Genomic DNA, 15876 nt, shown 5'->3' with positions numbered 1-15876 from the left:
GATATGATAAATAAATGGCAATGTACGTTACTATGACTGGCGGACTTTGGAATACCAAAAAACCCTTCTTCCGTAATATTCTTAATACAAAGTAAATTCAGATTATATAAGCAACGATAATTAAGAGGCAGAGTGAGCTAAATTGAGGCTTTTAATGAAATTTGGAGGCACTTCAGTCGGCGATGAAAAATGCATCGGGCGTGTTGTGTCAATTCTTGAACACTACTATAAATCCGGAAACGAAATCGCGGTTGTAGTATCCGCAATGTCAGGAGTAACAGATCAGCTCCATGCAATTGCAGAGGAAGTTGAGAAATCATCTGACGAACCGCCGGTTGATTCATTTGTGCAGTCCATACGCACAAAACACAAAAAAGTGCTTGATGCGGTTGCAAAAGACGAATCAGAAGAGGTTATGAAAGAGATCGACAAGCGCCTTGAAAACCTCAAAAATATTCTGACAGCAGTCCACAACCTGCGCGAGCTCACTCCCCGCTCAAGGGATTATATCATATCATTTGGTGAGAGACTCTCAGCACAGATCGTAAGTGCGGCACTCAGACAGGCAGGAATCAACTCAATACCAATGAACGGATGCGAGGCGGGAATTTTAACAAACGCAAGGCACGGCTGTGCACATGTTCTCCCCGAGAGCGAACCCCGCATCAAGTCAAGAGTTGTTCCGCAGATGCAGGACGGTATTCCGGTTGTAATGGGATACATGGGATGCACCGAACAGGGAATAGTCACAACCCTCGGCAGAAGCGGTTCAGACTACTCAGCGGCAATCATAGGTGCCGGTATTGATGCAGATGAGATCTGGATCTGGACTGATGTCGACGGAATCATGACCTCCAACCCCCGCATCATAGAAGATGCAAGGGTGATAGCAGACATCTCATACCTTGAGGCAATGGAGCTCTCGTACTTCGGTGCCGAAGTTCTCCACCCCCGTTCAATCGAACCTGCAATGCAGAAGGGAATTCCGGTAAGGGTCAAGAACACTTTCAACCCCTCTGCCGGAGGAAGCTGTGTCCGTGCAACAGAACACAAGGACTCAAGAGTTGTAAAGGGCATCACATACATCGAAAAAGTCTCCTTAATAAACATCACAGGGGCACAGATGGTCGGAAGACCGGGGGTTGCAAAAGCTATATTTACAGCACTTGCCGAGAGTGATGTAAATGTGATGATGATCTCGCAGGGATCGTCTGAAGCGAATATATCGGTGATAGTGGTCGATGAACACCTTGAGCGTTCCATTGACGCCCTTTCAAATGTGAAGCACGGCGGATATGTCCGTGAGGTCACATACGACAGGGACGTTGTCGCAGTCGCAGTCGTGGGCGTCGGCATGGCAGGCACTCCGGGAATTTCCGGAAGAATCTTTACGGCTCTAGGAAAGGCAGGCGTCAACCTGATGATGATCTCACAGGGCTCTTCGGAGGTAAACATATCCTTCGTTGTAAAGGAAGAGGAAGGACCAAAAGCACTCAGAGTGCTACACGATGAATTTGAACTTTCGGAGGAAGAAAATTGACTGGATTTTTCAAAACCGGCGGGCACACATACCGTGATGCAGGCGTAGACATAGACCTTGAGGCAGAGGGAGTAAAAACCCTCGTCAACATGCTCACATACAGAAGGAAAGGCGACTTTTCAATGTGCAGTGATGTAGGACACTTTGCAGGACTCATAGAATTCGGAGACTATGTCCTTGCACTTGCAGTGGACGGTGTCGGCACAAAGATGCTTGTGGCAGACAGGATGGAAAACTGGTCCACCCTTGGAATCGACTGTATTGCAATGAATGTAAACGATCTCTACGTGATGAACATGGAGCCTGTCGCATTCGTTGACTACATCGCAACAGAAGGCGTTGAGATCGACAAAATGCGCCAGATCGGAGAGGGCTTAAACGAAGGTGCAAGGCTTTCCAACATGAACCTTATCGGCGGAGAGACAGCAACGCTAAAGGGCATTGTAAACGGTCTCGACCTTGCAGGCACATGCCTTGGTGTTCAGAAGAAGGACAGGATCATAAACGGCGAAAAAATTGTGCCAGGAGATGTCATTATAGGAGTTCCCTCAAGCGGCATCCACTCAAACGGACTCACACTTGCAAGAAAACTTGTGGAATCCTACGCATCATACGATGACATGATGCCATGGGGAAAGACTCTCGGCGATGAACTTTTAACACCTACAAGAATCTACAGTGAGGTTCTCGAAGTTACAGCACAGTGTGAGGTGCACGGAATGTGCCACATCACAGGCGGAGGACTCAGAAACCTCAAAAGACTCGGAAAGTTCGGATTCGATATAACAGACCCGAACAAGCCACAGCCCGTATATGAATGGATGGAGGAAGTCGGAGAGGTTGCCGAAGATGAGATGTACCGCACCTTCAACATGGGCATGGGCTATGTATTTGTAGTCCCCGAAATTGAGGCAGACTGCTTACTCGAGATCGTTCCTGATGCACAGGTGGTCGGTAAGATCAAAGCGGAAGAAGGCATCTGGCTCAGAGGAAAAGAGATTATCTGATAATCTTAAATTTTTAAAAAAAGCCTTTTAAAAAAATTATACCAAAATATTTTTTCTGTATTTTAGTTTTCTCTGTTTTAGCTGAGTTTATAAAAGCGGCATGACCAGATCTCTTTTTTTATCTTCTCGCCTGCATGCTTTTCAGGCCTGGTCTCAAACTGGCGGTAGATCTTCGGAACAGGCGGATTTCCAACAATTAAATCACCAAGTGCCTTGTCGCCTCCGATGACAATCAAATCCACAATACCCCTGTACTCGTCCATCATCCCCATGAAGGCTTCCCCTGCCTTTTCTGCATGATGTCTGATATCTTCCTCACGAAGCCTCTCAAAACGCTTCTGAGACCAGCCTCCCTTGGTATGCTTCTCCTTGACGCTGCTTTTTACAAGCTGTCCGTATAAAAGATCCGTCTCGTTTGAAACACCTATAAACGACTCCCCTCCGTGTGCAAGTACAAACGCGACAGTGATCTTTTTTCCGACAATCTCTTCGGCAGGGCCGGTATTGAATGAAAGGGAGAGGGACTCTGAGAGAGATTCCGGGGAAAAAGGAAGGACTGCAAAAATCCTGCACAGTGAAACATCAGAAAGGTCAAAAAACCCGGCAATTCCATTCTGTGCACCAGCACCGCCGATGAAACCTGCCGCTTCACCGTCAAGGCCTTCTATGGATGATACGGCCCTGCCGGCAGGGAGGTAAAAGGAGAGGAGATTTTCACTCCCGGATTTTAAGGATGAAAGACGGGATAAAACCTCAAGCGACTTCCTTGCCGGGAGATAAAATGTTTCGGCACAAACGGAGGATGCAGACATCTCACTATTGCTTTTCTGTTCGGATATTGTGTGTTCGAGAACCTGAATTTTATTTTCTGCACGATTGAGAGCCTCTTTTAATTCCTGAATCATGCCGGGCTCTGATTTTGCCTTCTCCTCACGTTTTGCAAGCCTTGACCGGAGTTTTTCATTATCCTTTGAAAGGCTCTCAGCCTCTCCCCTGCATCTTTCAAGCTCTTCTTCGAGATCTTTTTTAAAAATCCGGTCAAAAACCAATAAAACACATCCCCAAAAAAAAGAATTTTTTATTTTCAGCCTTTATTCGTCACATTCATCTTCAATATCATATGGTATGGGTTCGGATTTGACAGCTTTTTTGTTCACAATCCCGCTGTTTCCGTCCATATCCTGAATAATGAGTCTGAAGGGCTCTTTACCCTCACACGCATTTAGAAGTCTCTCCTTTAATGCAAGGGTATTTTTTTTCTGTTCTTCATCGGCTGAGAGAAGAATGTTGTCCAGCACCTTGATTATCCTGAATATGACTCCCTCAACATTTGAGATGAAAGCCTCACACATTGGCCCGGGCTCGATTAAAACACCGAACTCAGGGATCTCTATTGTGCCCTGACTGCTCCTGATAACCCTTGAATTAAGATCCTCGGCACTGTTTATCTCAAGAGTGTATCTAACAGGCTCCCCGTCACCCAGAACCAGAGTGTCCACAGAACGAAAACCGCATTCACAAATTGCGCTTGCAAGCATAACTTCGGAAAAATAGGGGATTCTTTCTGTCTGGTATATATATTGGATTTCAGTGGAACAAACCGGACAAGGTGCGACAATTACACGCCGCAATTTCAGGCTCCTCCAATCTTATCACGGGAGACTTTTACAGACATTGGTGTAAGAATTACATATTTCTGGTCGCCAAGACCAACGATATCGCCGTTTACATCCATTGCGACATCGCGGAGATCCTTTAAGACACGCTCATAGGTTATTTTATCCATCTTAAGACGCCCGATATCAACAATTACAATATTTCCGTTGTAAACCTCATCTTTTATACGGGGGGTGTCCCGCAGTTCATTTATCGTAGCTATTTTTACGTACATTGAAGCTGGTGAACCGGAACCTGAGCCCGATGTCTCAATTGAAGCCAGATCAAGCTCCATATAGTCCGACTCATCGGGTTGGTTATTCCTTTTGAAAAGGGATGCGAACTTCTTAGCCATATGAAAAATTGTAGAGTGAATTTTATTTAATTGTATCCATTGAGAGCAGAGCAAATCACCTAAATCTCAAGGCTCCATATGTCATCTCCGACATAATGGATATTCTTTGCAACCTTTCCTTTTTCGGCACTCTCAATATCAGCACCGTCCATTGAGGCAATTCCTATTGCAAGGGGCTTATTGTATGATTCCTCAACGATCACAAAGGGAAGATCTTTTTCGATATCATCTGTCAGTGATACAATACCGGGACGCATGAGATCAGCGCCCTTTGCCATGAATGATATCGCACCCGAATCCACAACGACCCTTCTTTCAGGAAAAGGAAATGCAATTGCTCCCCGTAATGTAGGAAACACAATTCCATCCAAATCCATCAGAAGCGGTTTTTTGTCGACAAGGTAAATTACTGCATCACCGGTTGTCTCGACTATCTCAACCCGGTCTGATTTATACAGTTCCGCTGAATCACCAATCTGTTCACGGAGTGATTCATATATTTTTGAAAGCTTGGATTTACGAACAGTATAACGCTTTCTGACACTCAGTTTACCCATTTAATCATTCCTATCAACTGTTGCAAAGATATAATTTCTCCTGAAAAACCTGCCGGGATCCCCCGGCATCGTGGCGCTATATTTATTTATGTTCCACTCGCAATTATACTATCCTCATAGAATAAACCAGGGAATCTCATGACAAAAAGACCGTTGGAAATTTTAGATAAGGCACTTAACCAGAAGCCCGTAATTGTAAGCCTCAAGGGAGGAAGAGAAATTCGCGGAATTCTTCAGGGTTACGATGTTCACATGAACCTTGTGCTTGAGAATGCAGAAGAAGAGATAGATGGTGTCACACAAAAAGCCGGCACTCTCATTGTCCGTGGAGATAATGTTATCTACATCTCTCCGTCAGTAGAGTAAACAAAGAGACATAATTTTTTATTTATACATATAACAGGTGACTTAAAATGAGTAAAGGAACGCCATCAAGAGGCAAAAGACAGAAAACAACACACATTGTGTGCAGAAGATGCGGAAGAATATCATTCCATGAGCGCCACAAGGTATGCTCTGCATGCGGCTTTGGAAAGAGCACAAAGATGCGCAAGTACAACTGGGTAACCAAGAAATCAAAAACACCAACCCACTAAAACCATGTGCGGAATCGTTGGCATCGTCGATGCTGGCGGCGTATCATTCCCGTTATATTACGCTCTCTATGCGCTCCAGCACAGGGGCCAGGAGAGTGCGGGAATTACCACTTTTGACGGTGAAAGACTCCATAAGTGCAAAGACCAGGGTCTGGTAGCCGATATTTTCAATGCAGATATTTTAAAAGAACTAAAAGGCGATGTCGGTGTAGGGCATGTAAGATACCCAACCACAGGCTCTAAAATTCCGGAGAACATCCAGCCTTTTAACTTTACATTTCAAAACAAAAAAATCTCAGTCGCCCACAACGGAAACCTGACAAACACAACGGAACTTCGGAAAAAATTCGAAGACAGGGGACAAATATTCTGCACTTCAACCGATACCGAAGTAATAGGCAATATCATTGTGGATGAACTAAGAAAGACGGATAAAATGGAGGACGCAGTCCTTTCATGCATGAAAAATCTTGAGGGTTCTTATTCTGTCGTCATAATGATAAATGACAAAATATACGCTTTCCGCGATCCTCTTGGAATCCGCCCCCTCTGCATTGGAAAAACAAGAGAAGGATACATCGTCTGTTCTGAAACAGTAGCAATCGACGCTTTAAACGGAGAACTAATCCGGGATGTAAAACCCGGCGAGATGCTCTGCATCTCATCTGAAGGTGTAAAGTGCACACAGATTACAGAGGCCTCATCACACGGACACTGCATATTTGAATATATCTACTTTGCCCGTGCTGATTCTGTAATTGACGGAAGACTGGTTTATGACGTCCGCCGCAGAATCGGAGAATCACTTCATCAAGAAGCACCGGTCGATGCGGATATTATATCCCCGGTTCCTGACTCAGGGATTGCCCATGCAACCGGATATTCCGAGAGCTCAGGTATACCTTACAGGGAAGGTCTTATCAAAAACCGCTACATGGGAAGGACATTTATCATGCCTAACCAGGAAGCGAGGGAAAATGCAGTAAGAATCAAGCTCAACCCGGTAAAACAGCATCTGAATAGTAAGTCGGTTGTGCTGGTGGACGACAGTATTGTTAGAGGTACAACCTCACGCCGCATAATTGACATCGTTAAGGATGCAGGGGCAAGAGAGGTTCACATGAGAATCGGTTCACCGCCGATTAAGGCGCCGTGCTATCTCGGCGTTGATATGCCTACAAGAGAAGAGCTTATTGCAAGCAAAAAAACAAACGATGAAGTCTGTGAACAGATCGGAGCAACATCGCTTCATCATGTCTCACTGGAGTCACTAATTAAGGCAACAGGTATTCCAAATGACGACCTCTGTGTCGGGTGCATCACAGGCGAATATCCGCTTTGCATAAAAGGCGAGAAGGGATGCCCAAGGCACATTGAATATGTGGCCGGAACCTTCCAGAGTGATCTTAAAGACTTTTAATTTAAGGCTCCTGGTTTACAGGAACAAAAAAACTACCCATTTTTATAAGTTGCGAATTAAATAAATTTTAAATGAACCCGAATTCCCGAACACTGCTATACACAACAATACTTCTGGGACTTTTTTTGCTGTTATCCGTAATGCCGGTTATGGCAGCAGAATACACAGTATCCGGCGAATTCAGGGAAATAACAAACGACACGGGCGTCAAATGGAATCCTCTTGTTTCAGACAAATATGTTATCTGGACAGAGAAGGAACAAAAGGGCCAGTCCCTGTATATCAGCGAACTGAAGACCGGTGAGATAAATCCTGTTGAATCATCACGATATACCTCCTTTTTGACTGATATCTCAGGCAGCCTTGTGGTATGGGGGGAGAAAAGATCATTCTCCTCGCCCTCACAAATTATAATTTACAACGCTGAGGATAAGACAAAAAATTATGTCTCCCAATACCCGGCAAATCAGGGAACTCCGGCTATTTCGGATGAGTCAATAGTCTGGCTTGACGGACGCTACCGCGGCTATACAAACATAATGGTGCATGACCAAAAAACAGGAAAAACGGGACTTTTAAGGGAGTCACGGACAAGCGACAAGCATTCACCAACAATTTCCGGCGATTTTCTGTATTGGACTGAGAAGGGAACGCTATATAAAAAGCCGCTTTCGGGCGGAACCGCACAAAACCTTTACAGCCCTGTTCCGAATGATTTTTCGGTCTCATCGGGAAGGGCAGTCTGGGAAGTAAAGGAAGGCGATTCATACACCATTTTGCTGTTTGATGAGAACACAGGCACAATTAAAAATATTTCCGAAAATTTGAAAAACCCCGGAAATCCGAAAATATCAGGGCCGTTTATTGTTTGGGGAGATTCAGAGAGCGAAAACCAGAATATAATCCTGCACGATCTCTCAACTTCAATATCCGCATTCGTATATTCGGGAAAAGGCGACCTGAGAAGTCCGGATATTTGGGAGAGAAACATAGTCTGGACTGACAAAACAGGGAATGATTACAGGATAGTATATTTTGAAATATCAGGATCGGATACACCAAAAGCATTCTTCGAAGCGGATGTAAGGGACGGGCTTGCCCCTCTGAATGTTAAATTCTCATCAGGTGCGGCGATAACACCAGGTGTTTTAACAAACTTTAAGTGGGATTTCGGAGACGGTGAAACATCTTTGGAAACCGACCCTGCCCATATCTACAAAATCCCCGGCTCATACAATGTCTCGCTTACAGTTTCAAATATCTACGGAAGCACGACAAAGACACTTCCCGGATACATCACAACAGGGGCACTGCCCTTAGCTGACTTCAGCGAGGATGAGATAACAGGAGAGATGCCGTTTACAACCAGATTCTATGATCACTCATCAGGCATCATCACGGGAAGGTTGTGGAACTTTGGAGACGGAACAGGCTCTGTTCTCAAAAACCCGCAGCATATCTACCAGAGTGCCGGAAAATATACCGTAAGCCTTACTGTTAAAAACAGCTACGGAGGGGTTACCAGGACAAAGACAGATCTGGTGGATGTTGGGGGTGCGCCCAAAGCCGCTTTTGTCTACAGCTATGATGAAAAGAGCACACCGGAAAAGCCGGTAGTCAGCTTCAGCGACATCTCGTCAGGAGAGGCCGACTCATGGCTCTGGTACTTCGGCGACAACACCTTCTCAGAGGAGCAGAATCCGGTTCACACATTTGAGACGCCGGGAGTTTATGACGTCAGCCTGAAGGTCGAAAACAGATATGGAAGCGACATCCATACAGAAAGAAATGTTGCAATAGCGAGGATGTCTGAGTACCCGGTAGAAAAAATAATTATCGTGCCTGGAAGTGCGGGTGCCATCAAAGGTGATGTAATCAGGTTTGTCGCAGCCGCAACAGACACAAAAGGCGTTACCAGAATTGTATATCCCAACTGGAGTGTTGGGGATGAAAGTGTCGCTTCCATTTCAAAAGAGGGTATGTTTACGGCAGAAAATCAGGGCAAAACAAAGGTTTTTGCAGAATTTTCAGGAATCCGTGCATCCGCCGAAGTGGTCATTGGCAATGAGCGCTATTCAAAGAAAGGCGTTTTGCCTGCGCTTTTTATACCAGAACTGCCGGACAAAGCTATGGAAGACACAAAGGAGCTTGCAAAAATATTCTATTCAGGATCAGAATGATTCCGGACGGAATAACAAAATCCGGATAAACCTTTAAATCCATTTTTTTAAACTTTTTTACCGGGGAAACAGACACTAATAAGAATTTACCAGATAAAAAATCAGAGTCAGCAAAGCACTGTGAAATAACCAAAATCAGATCAGTCAAATTGTAAGAATTCAAAAGATTACTCGGATAACATTCATAAAAGAGAAAATTACACCGCTTTTTTTATAGCGAGGAATGGATTTGAACCATTGATCTACGGGTTATGAGCCCGTCGGGATTTCCTGACTACCCCACCTCGCTCCACTACGCTCGTGTGCTATATCAAGTCTACGTGAACACTAATTAAACTTTTGATATTAATATTGGATTTGCATAAACTTCAAAAATTTAGTTATTATCCATATCTAAGGCAGAAATCAAAACAAACCAGGAGATTATCTCTGAATTTCATACTATACCGCCATAACGGTTATCGAATGCTTAATTGTAAAAGAGATCATTATCTGGTAATTAATGACCGACAACACATTCGATGATGAAATAAAAAAAATCAGGGAGAAAAAACTTGAGGAGCTTTCAAATATGGTTCAGAAAAGCAAAAATCCCGGCGTAACTGAAATTACCGGGATAAACTTCAATGATTTCATCTCCAAAAATTCTTTTGTCGTAATCGATCTGTGGGCCGAATGGTGCGGACCATGCCGACGTGTTGCACCCGTAATTGAGGAACTCTCATCCGAATATGCGGGAAGAGTGGCATTTGGCAAGTGCAATACTGATGAAAACCAGAGTCTTGCAGCATCATTCCAGATAACTGCAATACCGACACTACTCTTCTTCGCAAACGGCCGTATGGTCCACAGGCTCACGGGAGCTTACCCTAAAGAGAATATAATCTCTGCAATAAACAGGGCATTCCCCCTCTAAATATTAAATTTTTCACTGCTGTTCATTTTTGATGCCATTATAAAGTCATTTCTTGTCAGTCCGCCGCTTGCATATGTATACCATGAAACCTCAATCAGCCTCCCCTTTGAAATGCTGATGTCAGGATAATGGCACTGGGTATTGCACAAATCGGTCAGATCATCCAGAAATATAACGCAGTCTTCAAAATTTTCGCCTCTGTAAAGTCTCCGGAGTTTACTCTCCCGAATTTCCCACCCGGTAACTTTCGGAACAAGAGAAAGAACCTCCTTCCTTGTCAGAGGTGCAGTCCTCCCCACATCGGGATCACATCTCTCATTATGCATGTCCATCAGAGCATTCATATGCATCATTCAATAAATATATTCTGATCAAAATTGGAAACTCAATATTTATTGCCTTAAATTGAAATATTTGAGATTTTCAGTTCACTACGGGGAATTCTAACACATGTGCCGCACCAAAGGCGTTTCCTTTGCGGGCATAAATCCACAGGCCGGCAAAACCTAAACCCAAAGCTCCGCCTGTTTCCCTGATTGAACCAATATAGTTAATATAAGGGACATTTCTGTAAGATTTGCACTCATACAAAATTTTGTTCACCTGAATTAAATTTTAACAGCCGTATATTTTTCCATTTTTGAATTATCTCCCAGATGTATATGGATAAAGTGAATATCTGATTATAATGCCCTTTTTTTGAAAAAAAGTCACATTACGACCAGACCAAAAATTCTTATTAATTAATCATGATAAATTAATTGGGGATTTTTTTGAGAGAACTTAGAATCCATGGAAGAGGCGGTCAGGGCTCTGTGACTGCTGCCGAACTGATTGCTACGGCGGCTTTCAAGAGCAAGGTCTACTCACAGGCGTTTCCTGCTTTCGGCGTAGAGAGAAGGGGAGCACCTGTACAGGCGTTTGTACGCTTTGACGATAAAAAAATCAGACTCAGAAGCCAGATTTATGAACCGGACTACATCATTGTCCAGGACAGCACACTGATAAAGGACGTGGATGTATTCAGCGGTCTCAAAGAAGGCGGAATTGCAATAATAAATACGGAAAAAGATCTTGAGGCAGGTCTTCCCGAGGGCGTAAAAATTATAAAAATAGACGCAACCTCAATCGCTCTCGAAGTGCTTGGACTGCCGATTGAGAATACAACCCTCATGGGTGCCTTTGCAGCCGCAACAGGCGAAATAGAAATGGCTGCGATAGAAGAGGCATTAAAAGAGAGATTCCCGCTCCCTCTTGCCGAAAAGAATATCGCCGCTGCCAAAAAGGCATATGAAATTGTCAAAGGAGGGTCAGCATAAACATGGCTCTCAATGTAGGATGTGCAGCAGCACCGGGAAAGGCACGCGACAATAAAACAGGTTCATGGCGTGTCTTCAAACCTGAGTTTGATCTTGAGAAATGCAACAAGTGCGGAACATGCATCATGATCTGCCCGGAAGTCTGCATCGAAGAGGATGAGGAAGGATATCCGAAAGTTGATTATGATTTCTGCAAGGGATGCGGACTTTGCGCAAACGAATGCCCAAAGGATGCTATTGAAATGAAACAGGAGGAGAAATAAATGCTTCAGATAATGGAAGGATCACACGCAGTCGCAGAGGCGGTAAGGCTTTGCAGACCTGAAGTGGTATCAGCCTATCCGATAACACCACAGACACACATTGTAGAACGCCTTGCTGAAATGGTTGCAGACGGCGACCTCGATGGCGAGTACATCTGTGTGGAAAGTGAGTTTTCCGCACTCTCATCCTGCATAGGTGCATCAGCCGCAGGATCAAGGGTTTACTCCGCAACAACCTCACAGGGTCTTGCATTCATGGCCGAGGTCGTATTCAATGCGGCAGGTATGCGTCAGCCAATCATTATGACAATCGCAAACCGTGCACTCGGAGCACCTTTGAATATCTGGAATGATCAGCAGGATTCATTATTCCTTCGTGACTCCGGATGGATGCAGTTCTACGCAGAGGATGCTCAGGAAGCGACAGATCTTCACTTCCTTGCATACAAGGTTGCCGAAAGACATGACATTCTTCTCCCGGCATTTGTATGTTTTGACGGATTCATTCTCTCGCACACATTCGAACCTGTCGACATTCCGACACAGGAAGAGATAGATGCGTACCTTCCGGCATTCAACCCGTACCAGCGTCTCGATGCAAAAAAGCCGATGTCGTTTGGTATGTATGCTACACCGGATTATTACCAGGAATTCCGCTATGAGATCAACGCCGCAATGACAAGGGCAAAGGACGCAATAAGGGAAACCGGAAAAGAGTTCGGCGAGATGTTCGGTCGCGACTATTCAGGTCTTGTTGAAGGTTACAGACTTGAGGATGCAGACACTGCAATTGTTGCACTCGGTTCCATATGCGGAACAATAAAAGACGCAATAGACGAAATGAGGGATGCAGGAGAGAAGGTCGGACTTTTGAAGATCCGTTCGTTCAGACCATTCCCGGCAGAAGAGATCAAAGAGGCCCTAAAAGGCGTTTCACAGGTTGCAGTTCTTGAAAAGAACATAAACATCGGTTCAAGAATGCTCGGTGCAGTCGGCCTTGAAGTAAAGGATGCGGTCTACAAATCCGGAATTCCGGTATACTCCTATGTCGGCGGTCTCGGAGGTCGTGACATCCGCAAAAAAGATATTAAACAGCTTGTTGACTGGGCCAGAGAAGGCAGAAACGACTGCTTCTTTGGACTTCGTGAGGAGGTGCTCTGATATGTCATGCGATGAAAAAACATGCGAATTTTTCGAACCCGGACACCGTGCATGTGGAGGATGCGGTCCTGCACTTGCAGCACGCCTGATCACCCGTGCAACCGGCGAGAACACAATTATTGTCGCATCAACCGGATGTATGGAAGTTTTCTCAACACCATACCCCGAGACTGCATGGAAGACACCGTGGATACACTCACTCTTCCAGAATGCAGCAGCAGTTGCATCAGGTGTCGAGGCATCCATCAAAAGACAGGGCAGGGACGAAAAGGTTGTTGTTATCGCAGGAGACGGTGCAACATTCGATATAGGCATTCTCTGTATCAGCGGTGCTTTTGAAAGAGGCCATGATATAACATACATCTGCTACGACAATGAGGCATACATGAACACAGGTATCCAGCGTTCAGGTGCAACACCGTACGATGCAAGCACAACAACAAGCCCTGCCGGAAAGTATTCGACAGGAAACCAGAGACCCAAAAAAGATCTCCCGGCAATTCTTGCGGCACACGGATCACCTTACGTTGCAACCACATCGATTGCAACCCCAAAGGACTTAATGGACAAGGTTACCCGTGCAATAAACACAGAGGGTCCGTGCTACATCCAGGTTCACACACCGTGCTGCACCGGATGGGGATTTGACGGCGCAAAAACCATGGAGATTGGAAAGATGGCTCTCGACTGCGGTCTGTGGGCAAACTTTGAGATGGTGGACGGCGAAATCGTCAAATCAAGAAAGGTAAAGCGTGTCCCTGTAGAGGACTACTTAAAATCCCAGAAGAGATTCCGCCACCTCTTCAAACCCCAGCCAAACGAGGCAGAGATCGCCAAGATTCAGGCAATAGCAGACAGAAATGCCGAAAAGTACGGCATCGACATAAAACCTAAAAAATAAGCTGTCAGCAATCAGCAGACTATAAAACCAAACCGAAAAACCACAATATCTTTTTTCTGATTAAAATCACATACAGAATAATACCGAAAAAAATTACAATATCAAAAAAATCACAGGAGATATTTATGAAAAATTTTATGATAACGACCCTCTTCCTGATTTTTACATTGTCAGCACTCTTTGCAACACCAGTTTTGGCGGAAGAGAACATGACGATGACAAATGAAGGGACAAACAAAATAGCACTTTACAACCAGGCAACAGACCTTGCAAACGAGGGGAGATTTGACGAGGCACTTCTTTTAATTGATCAGGCCATCGCCGCTGATGAAAACTTCACGCTTGCACTCACAACAAAGTCAGGTATCATGATCGCCACCGGCGATTATGAGGGAGCACTTAAAGCGGCGGAAAAGGCAACCTCAATAAGACCTGATCAGGCAGACGGATGGGTGAATATGGGAACAGCACTCATCGCACTTGAAAGATATGAGGAGAGTCTTTCTGCATCCGAAAAAGCAATTGAGATAAATCCTGAATACCTTGAGGCATGGCTGAATAAGGGAACGGCTTTAGGGGAACTCGGAAGATATGAAGAAGAGCTTGAGGCATCAGAAAAGGCAATAGAGATAAGCCCGAAGGACAGCCGTGCATGGGCAAACAAAAAATATGCTGAAAACCAGATCAAAAAAGAGACAGGCAAACAGGACTCCCCACTTTCTGTATTCACAATTCTTGCAGCAGGAATCTGTGCGATGGCTGTCTTAAAAAGAAGATATTAAATTTTAATTTTTTTAGATTTCACTCGTTTCTGCGGATCAGGACCGCCAGCATAAATGAACCGATAACTGCTGAGATTATTACAACTCCAGATACAGGAGTCTGAGGCAGTTTTTCAGTCTGCGGCTTTTCTGCTGTTGGCTTTACTGTTTCCGGCATTGTCGTCTTAACAGGGGCAGGTGTATCCGTTACCGGCGGAATTGTCGGTGTTTTTGTCTTTTGAGGGGTTGTTGTGACTTCGGGAGAGGCAGTCGGTGCCGGTGTATCTTCCGGAGCAGGTGTGAACCCGACCGTTACCTCTTCAGTCTTCTGAACTGTTCCTATCGGATCAGTTACCGTTACACCCGATATTGAGCCAAGATTGTCCTTCATACCGTTTACATTGCATTCAGCCCATATTGTGTAGCTTCCGGTCTTATATGCGGAATTTCCGGTGTCCCAGACACATGTGACGCTTCCGTCAGGGACAAAGAAGGCGCTGTTTGCAACGTGGATGTCTGTTATCGAAACACTGTTTCCGGAGCAGTCGTAAAGGGCTGTGTATGTTGCACCGTCCTCCGTCTCTACATATATGTCAACACCATCATCTGACGGCAGAACACCTGTCCGTGAGAAGAGCGGATAAAGATTTGAATCAATCCTGAAGTCAAGTGCTTCACCGGAAACGATTTTTCCCTCTGTTATGTCAAAGCTGTTTCCACCGGTACGGTATGCCCAGAGTTTTAACTGAAGGTAGGGGTACTGAACGTAGAATGCAATGTGACCTGCGGATGATCCGTTCGGATATGAATACCATCCTCCGGTTCTGTCCTTAAACTCCGATGATGAGAGGAAAAAACTCTCCTTAGAAGGAGTCATTACATAATCAGGTGCAGATGTTGCCGGAGTGTTCTTGTAGTATGCAAGCTGTGTGTCCAAAACACCACCTGAACTGTAAAACACATCATCATCAAGGATCAGGTTTTCTTCTCCGACAAATACAGTGTCCCCCTTGTGTATGTTGTTTATCGCCGCTGATGCAGGTACTGCAAAAAGCACGAGGGACAATAAACAGAATGCAAAACACAGGGCAGATTTTTTATTAAAAGCCATATTATCACTCCCTTTTTTTAGATTATATGGTAAATATGAATAATAAACCCTTGCAGTCAGGAAAAGAGAGCTTTTGCTTTTCTTTTTACAGGAAATCAGTATGAATGCAATAAATTACTAAAAAACATATCAA

General features: G+C 44.7%; 19 protein-coding genes and 1 tRNA gene. 12 read left to right on the top strand and 8 right to left on the bottom strand.

Features of this window, described 5'->3' with window-relative positions:
• The first annotated feature begins 154 nt into the window (after positions 1 to 154).
• Both F1737_RS00215 and purM read left to right on the top strand, forming a co-directional pair.
• On the top strand, positions 155 to 1540 hold the full coding sequence (locus F1737_RS00215; RefSeq protein ID WP_317136775.1) for an aspartate kinase: 1386 nt from the start codon (positions 155 to 157) through the stop codon (positions 1538 to 1540).
• Positions 1537 to 2547 (top strand): phosphoribosylformylglycinamidine cyclo-ligase, encoded by a 1011-nt coding sequence (gene purM / locus F1737_RS00210; RefSeq protein WP_317136774.1) that lies wholly within the window; start codon positions 1537 to 1539, stop codon positions 2545 to 2547. Before F1737_RS00215 ends, purM begins: the two co-directional genes overlap by 4 nt.
• A gap of 77 nt (positions 2548 to 2624) precedes the next feature.
• Here the strand turns inward: purM and F1737_RS00205 are convergent, their stop codons facing one another.
• From F1737_RS00205 to F1737_RS00190, 4 genes are read right to left on the bottom strand one after another with little or no spacing between them, the layout of a single operon-like run.
• Positions 2625 to 3596, bottom strand: a complete 972-nt coding sequence (locus F1737_RS00205) for a Vms1/Ankzf1 family peptidyl-tRNA hydrolase (RefSeq protein ID WP_317136773.1) — start codon at positions 3594 to 3596, stop codon at positions 2625 to 2627.
• A 42-nt stretch (positions 3597 to 3638) separates the two neighbouring features.
• Positions 3639 to 4178: a ZPR1 zinc finger domain-containing protein gene (locus F1737_RS00200; RefSeq protein ID WP_317136772.1), complete on the bottom strand. Its 540-nt coding sequence runs from the start codon at positions 4176 to 4178 to the stop codon at positions 3639 to 3641.
• A gap of 2 nt (positions 4179 to 4180) precedes the next feature.
• Complete coding sequence (locus F1737_RS00195; RefSeq protein ID WP_317136771.1) at positions 4181 to 4558, bottom strand: cell division protein SepF; 378 nt, start codon at positions 4556 to 4558, stop codon at positions 4181 to 4183.
• 59 nt (positions 4559 to 4617) lie between these two features.
• Positions 4618 to 5115, bottom strand: a complete 498-nt coding sequence (locus F1737_RS00190; protein ID WP_317136770.1) for an RNA-binding protein — start codon at positions 5113 to 5115, stop codon at positions 4618 to 4620.
• 138 nt (positions 5116 to 5253) lie between these two features.
• Between F1737_RS00190 and F1737_RS00185 the strand changes: the two genes are divergently transcribed.
• The 4 genes from F1737_RS00185 (at position 5254) to F1737_RS00170 (ending at position 9311) form a co-directional block, all read left to right on the top strand.
• Complete coding sequence (locus F1737_RS00185) at positions 5254 to 5481, top strand: LSM domain-containing protein (protein WP_317136769.1); 228 nt, start codon at positions 5254 to 5256, stop codon at positions 5479 to 5481.
• 47 nt (positions 5482 to 5528) lie between these two features.
• Complete coding sequence (locus F1737_RS00180; RefSeq protein ID WP_317136768.1) at positions 5529 to 5711, top strand: 50S ribosomal protein L37e; 183 nt, start codon at positions 5529 to 5531, stop codon at positions 5709 to 5711.
• Between the two features lie 4 nt (positions 5712 to 5715).
• A complete protein-coding gene (gene purF / locus F1737_RS00175; protein ID WP_317136767.1) occupies positions 5716 to 7131 on the top strand; it encodes an amidophosphoribosyltransferase in 1416 nt (471 codons plus the stop codon).
• A 71-nt stretch (positions 7132 to 7202) separates the two neighbouring features.
• Positions 7203 to 9311, top strand: coding sequence for a PKD domain-containing protein (locus F1737_RS00170; protein ID WP_317136766.1), 2109 nt, complete (start codon positions 7203 to 7205; stop codon positions 9309 to 9311).
• A 214-nt stretch (positions 9312 to 9525) separates the two neighbouring features.
• Here F1737_RS00170 and F1737_RS00165 read toward each other — a convergent pair.
• Positions 9526 to 9600, bottom strand: a tRNA-Met gene (locus F1737_RS00165).
• A 213-nt stretch (positions 9601 to 9813) separates the two neighbouring features.
• On the opposite strand from F1737_RS00165, the gene trxA reads away from it, so the two are divergent.
• On the top strand, positions 9814 to 10227 hold the full coding sequence (gene trxA / locus F1737_RS00160) for a thioredoxin (protein ID WP_317136765.1): 414 nt from the start codon (positions 9814 to 9816) through the stop codon (positions 10225 to 10227).
• On the opposite strand, the gene F1737_RS00155 is transcribed toward trxA, so the two are convergent.
• A complete protein-coding gene (locus tag F1737_RS00155) occupies positions 10224 to 10580 on the bottom strand; it encodes a 4a-hydroxytetrahydrobiopterin dehydratase (RefSeq protein ID WP_317136764.1) in 357 nt (118 codons plus the stop codon). The two genes, trxA and F1737_RS00155, sit on opposite strands and share 4 nt — an antisense overlap.
• 70 nt (positions 10581 to 10650) lie before the next feature.
• Positions 10651 to 10818 (bottom strand): hypothetical protein, encoded by a 168-nt coding sequence (locus F1737_RS00150; RefSeq protein WP_317136763.1) that lies wholly within the window; start codon positions 10816 to 10818, stop codon positions 10651 to 10653.
• 182 nt (positions 10819 to 11000) lie between these two features.
• On the opposite strand from F1737_RS00150, the gene F1737_RS00145 reads away from it, so the two are divergent.
• The 5 genes from F1737_RS00145 (at position 11001) to F1737_RS00125 (ending at position 14653) form a co-directional block, all read left to right on the top strand.
• Positions 11001 to 11546, top strand: a complete 546-nt coding sequence (locus F1737_RS00145; RefSeq protein ID WP_317136762.1) for a pyruvate ferredoxin oxidoreductase subunit gamma — start codon at positions 11001 to 11003, stop codon at positions 11544 to 11546.
• Between the two features lie 2 nt (positions 11547 to 11548).
• Positions 11549 to 11809: a pyruvate synthase subunit PorD gene (gene porD, locus F1737_RS00140; RefSeq protein ID WP_317136761.1), complete on the top strand. Its 261-nt coding sequence runs from the start codon at positions 11549 to 11551 to the stop codon at positions 11807 to 11809.
• The gene (porA, locus tag F1737_RS00135; RefSeq protein WP_317136760.1) at positions 11810 to 12970 is read left to right on the top strand and encodes a pyruvate ferredoxin oxidoreductase; all 1161 of its coding nucleotides are present in this window, start codon (positions 11810 to 11812) and stop codon (positions 12968 to 12970) included.
• Position 12971: 1 nt separating this feature from the next.
• Positions 12972 to 13871, top strand: coding sequence for a thiamine pyrophosphate-dependent enzyme (locus F1737_RS00130; protein WP_317136759.1), 900 nt, complete (start codon positions 12972 to 12974; stop codon positions 13869 to 13871).
• A 125-nt stretch (positions 13872 to 13996) separates the two neighbouring features.
• Positions 13997 to 14653, top strand: coding sequence for a tetratricopeptide repeat protein (locus tag F1737_RS00125; protein ID WP_317136758.1), 657 nt, complete (start codon positions 13997 to 13999; stop codon positions 14651 to 14653).
• A 19-nt stretch (positions 14654 to 14672) separates the two neighbouring features.
• Here the strand turns inward: F1737_RS00125 and F1737_RS00120 are convergent, their stop codons facing one another.
• Complete coding sequence (locus tag F1737_RS00120) at positions 14673 to 15743, bottom strand: DUF3821 domain-containing protein (RefSeq protein WP_317136757.1); 1071 nt, start codon at positions 15741 to 15743, stop codon at positions 14673 to 14675.
• Positions 15744 to 15876 lie beyond the last annotated feature (133 nt).

Origin of the sequence: Methanoplanus sp. FWC-SCC4 (assembly GCF_032878975.1) — an archaeon.
Lineage (GTDB): Archaea > Halobacteriota > Methanomicrobia > Methanomicrobiales > Methanomicrobiaceae > Methanochimaera > Methanochimaera problematica.
This window is presented reverse-complemented; position numbering and strand designations above follow the sequence as displayed.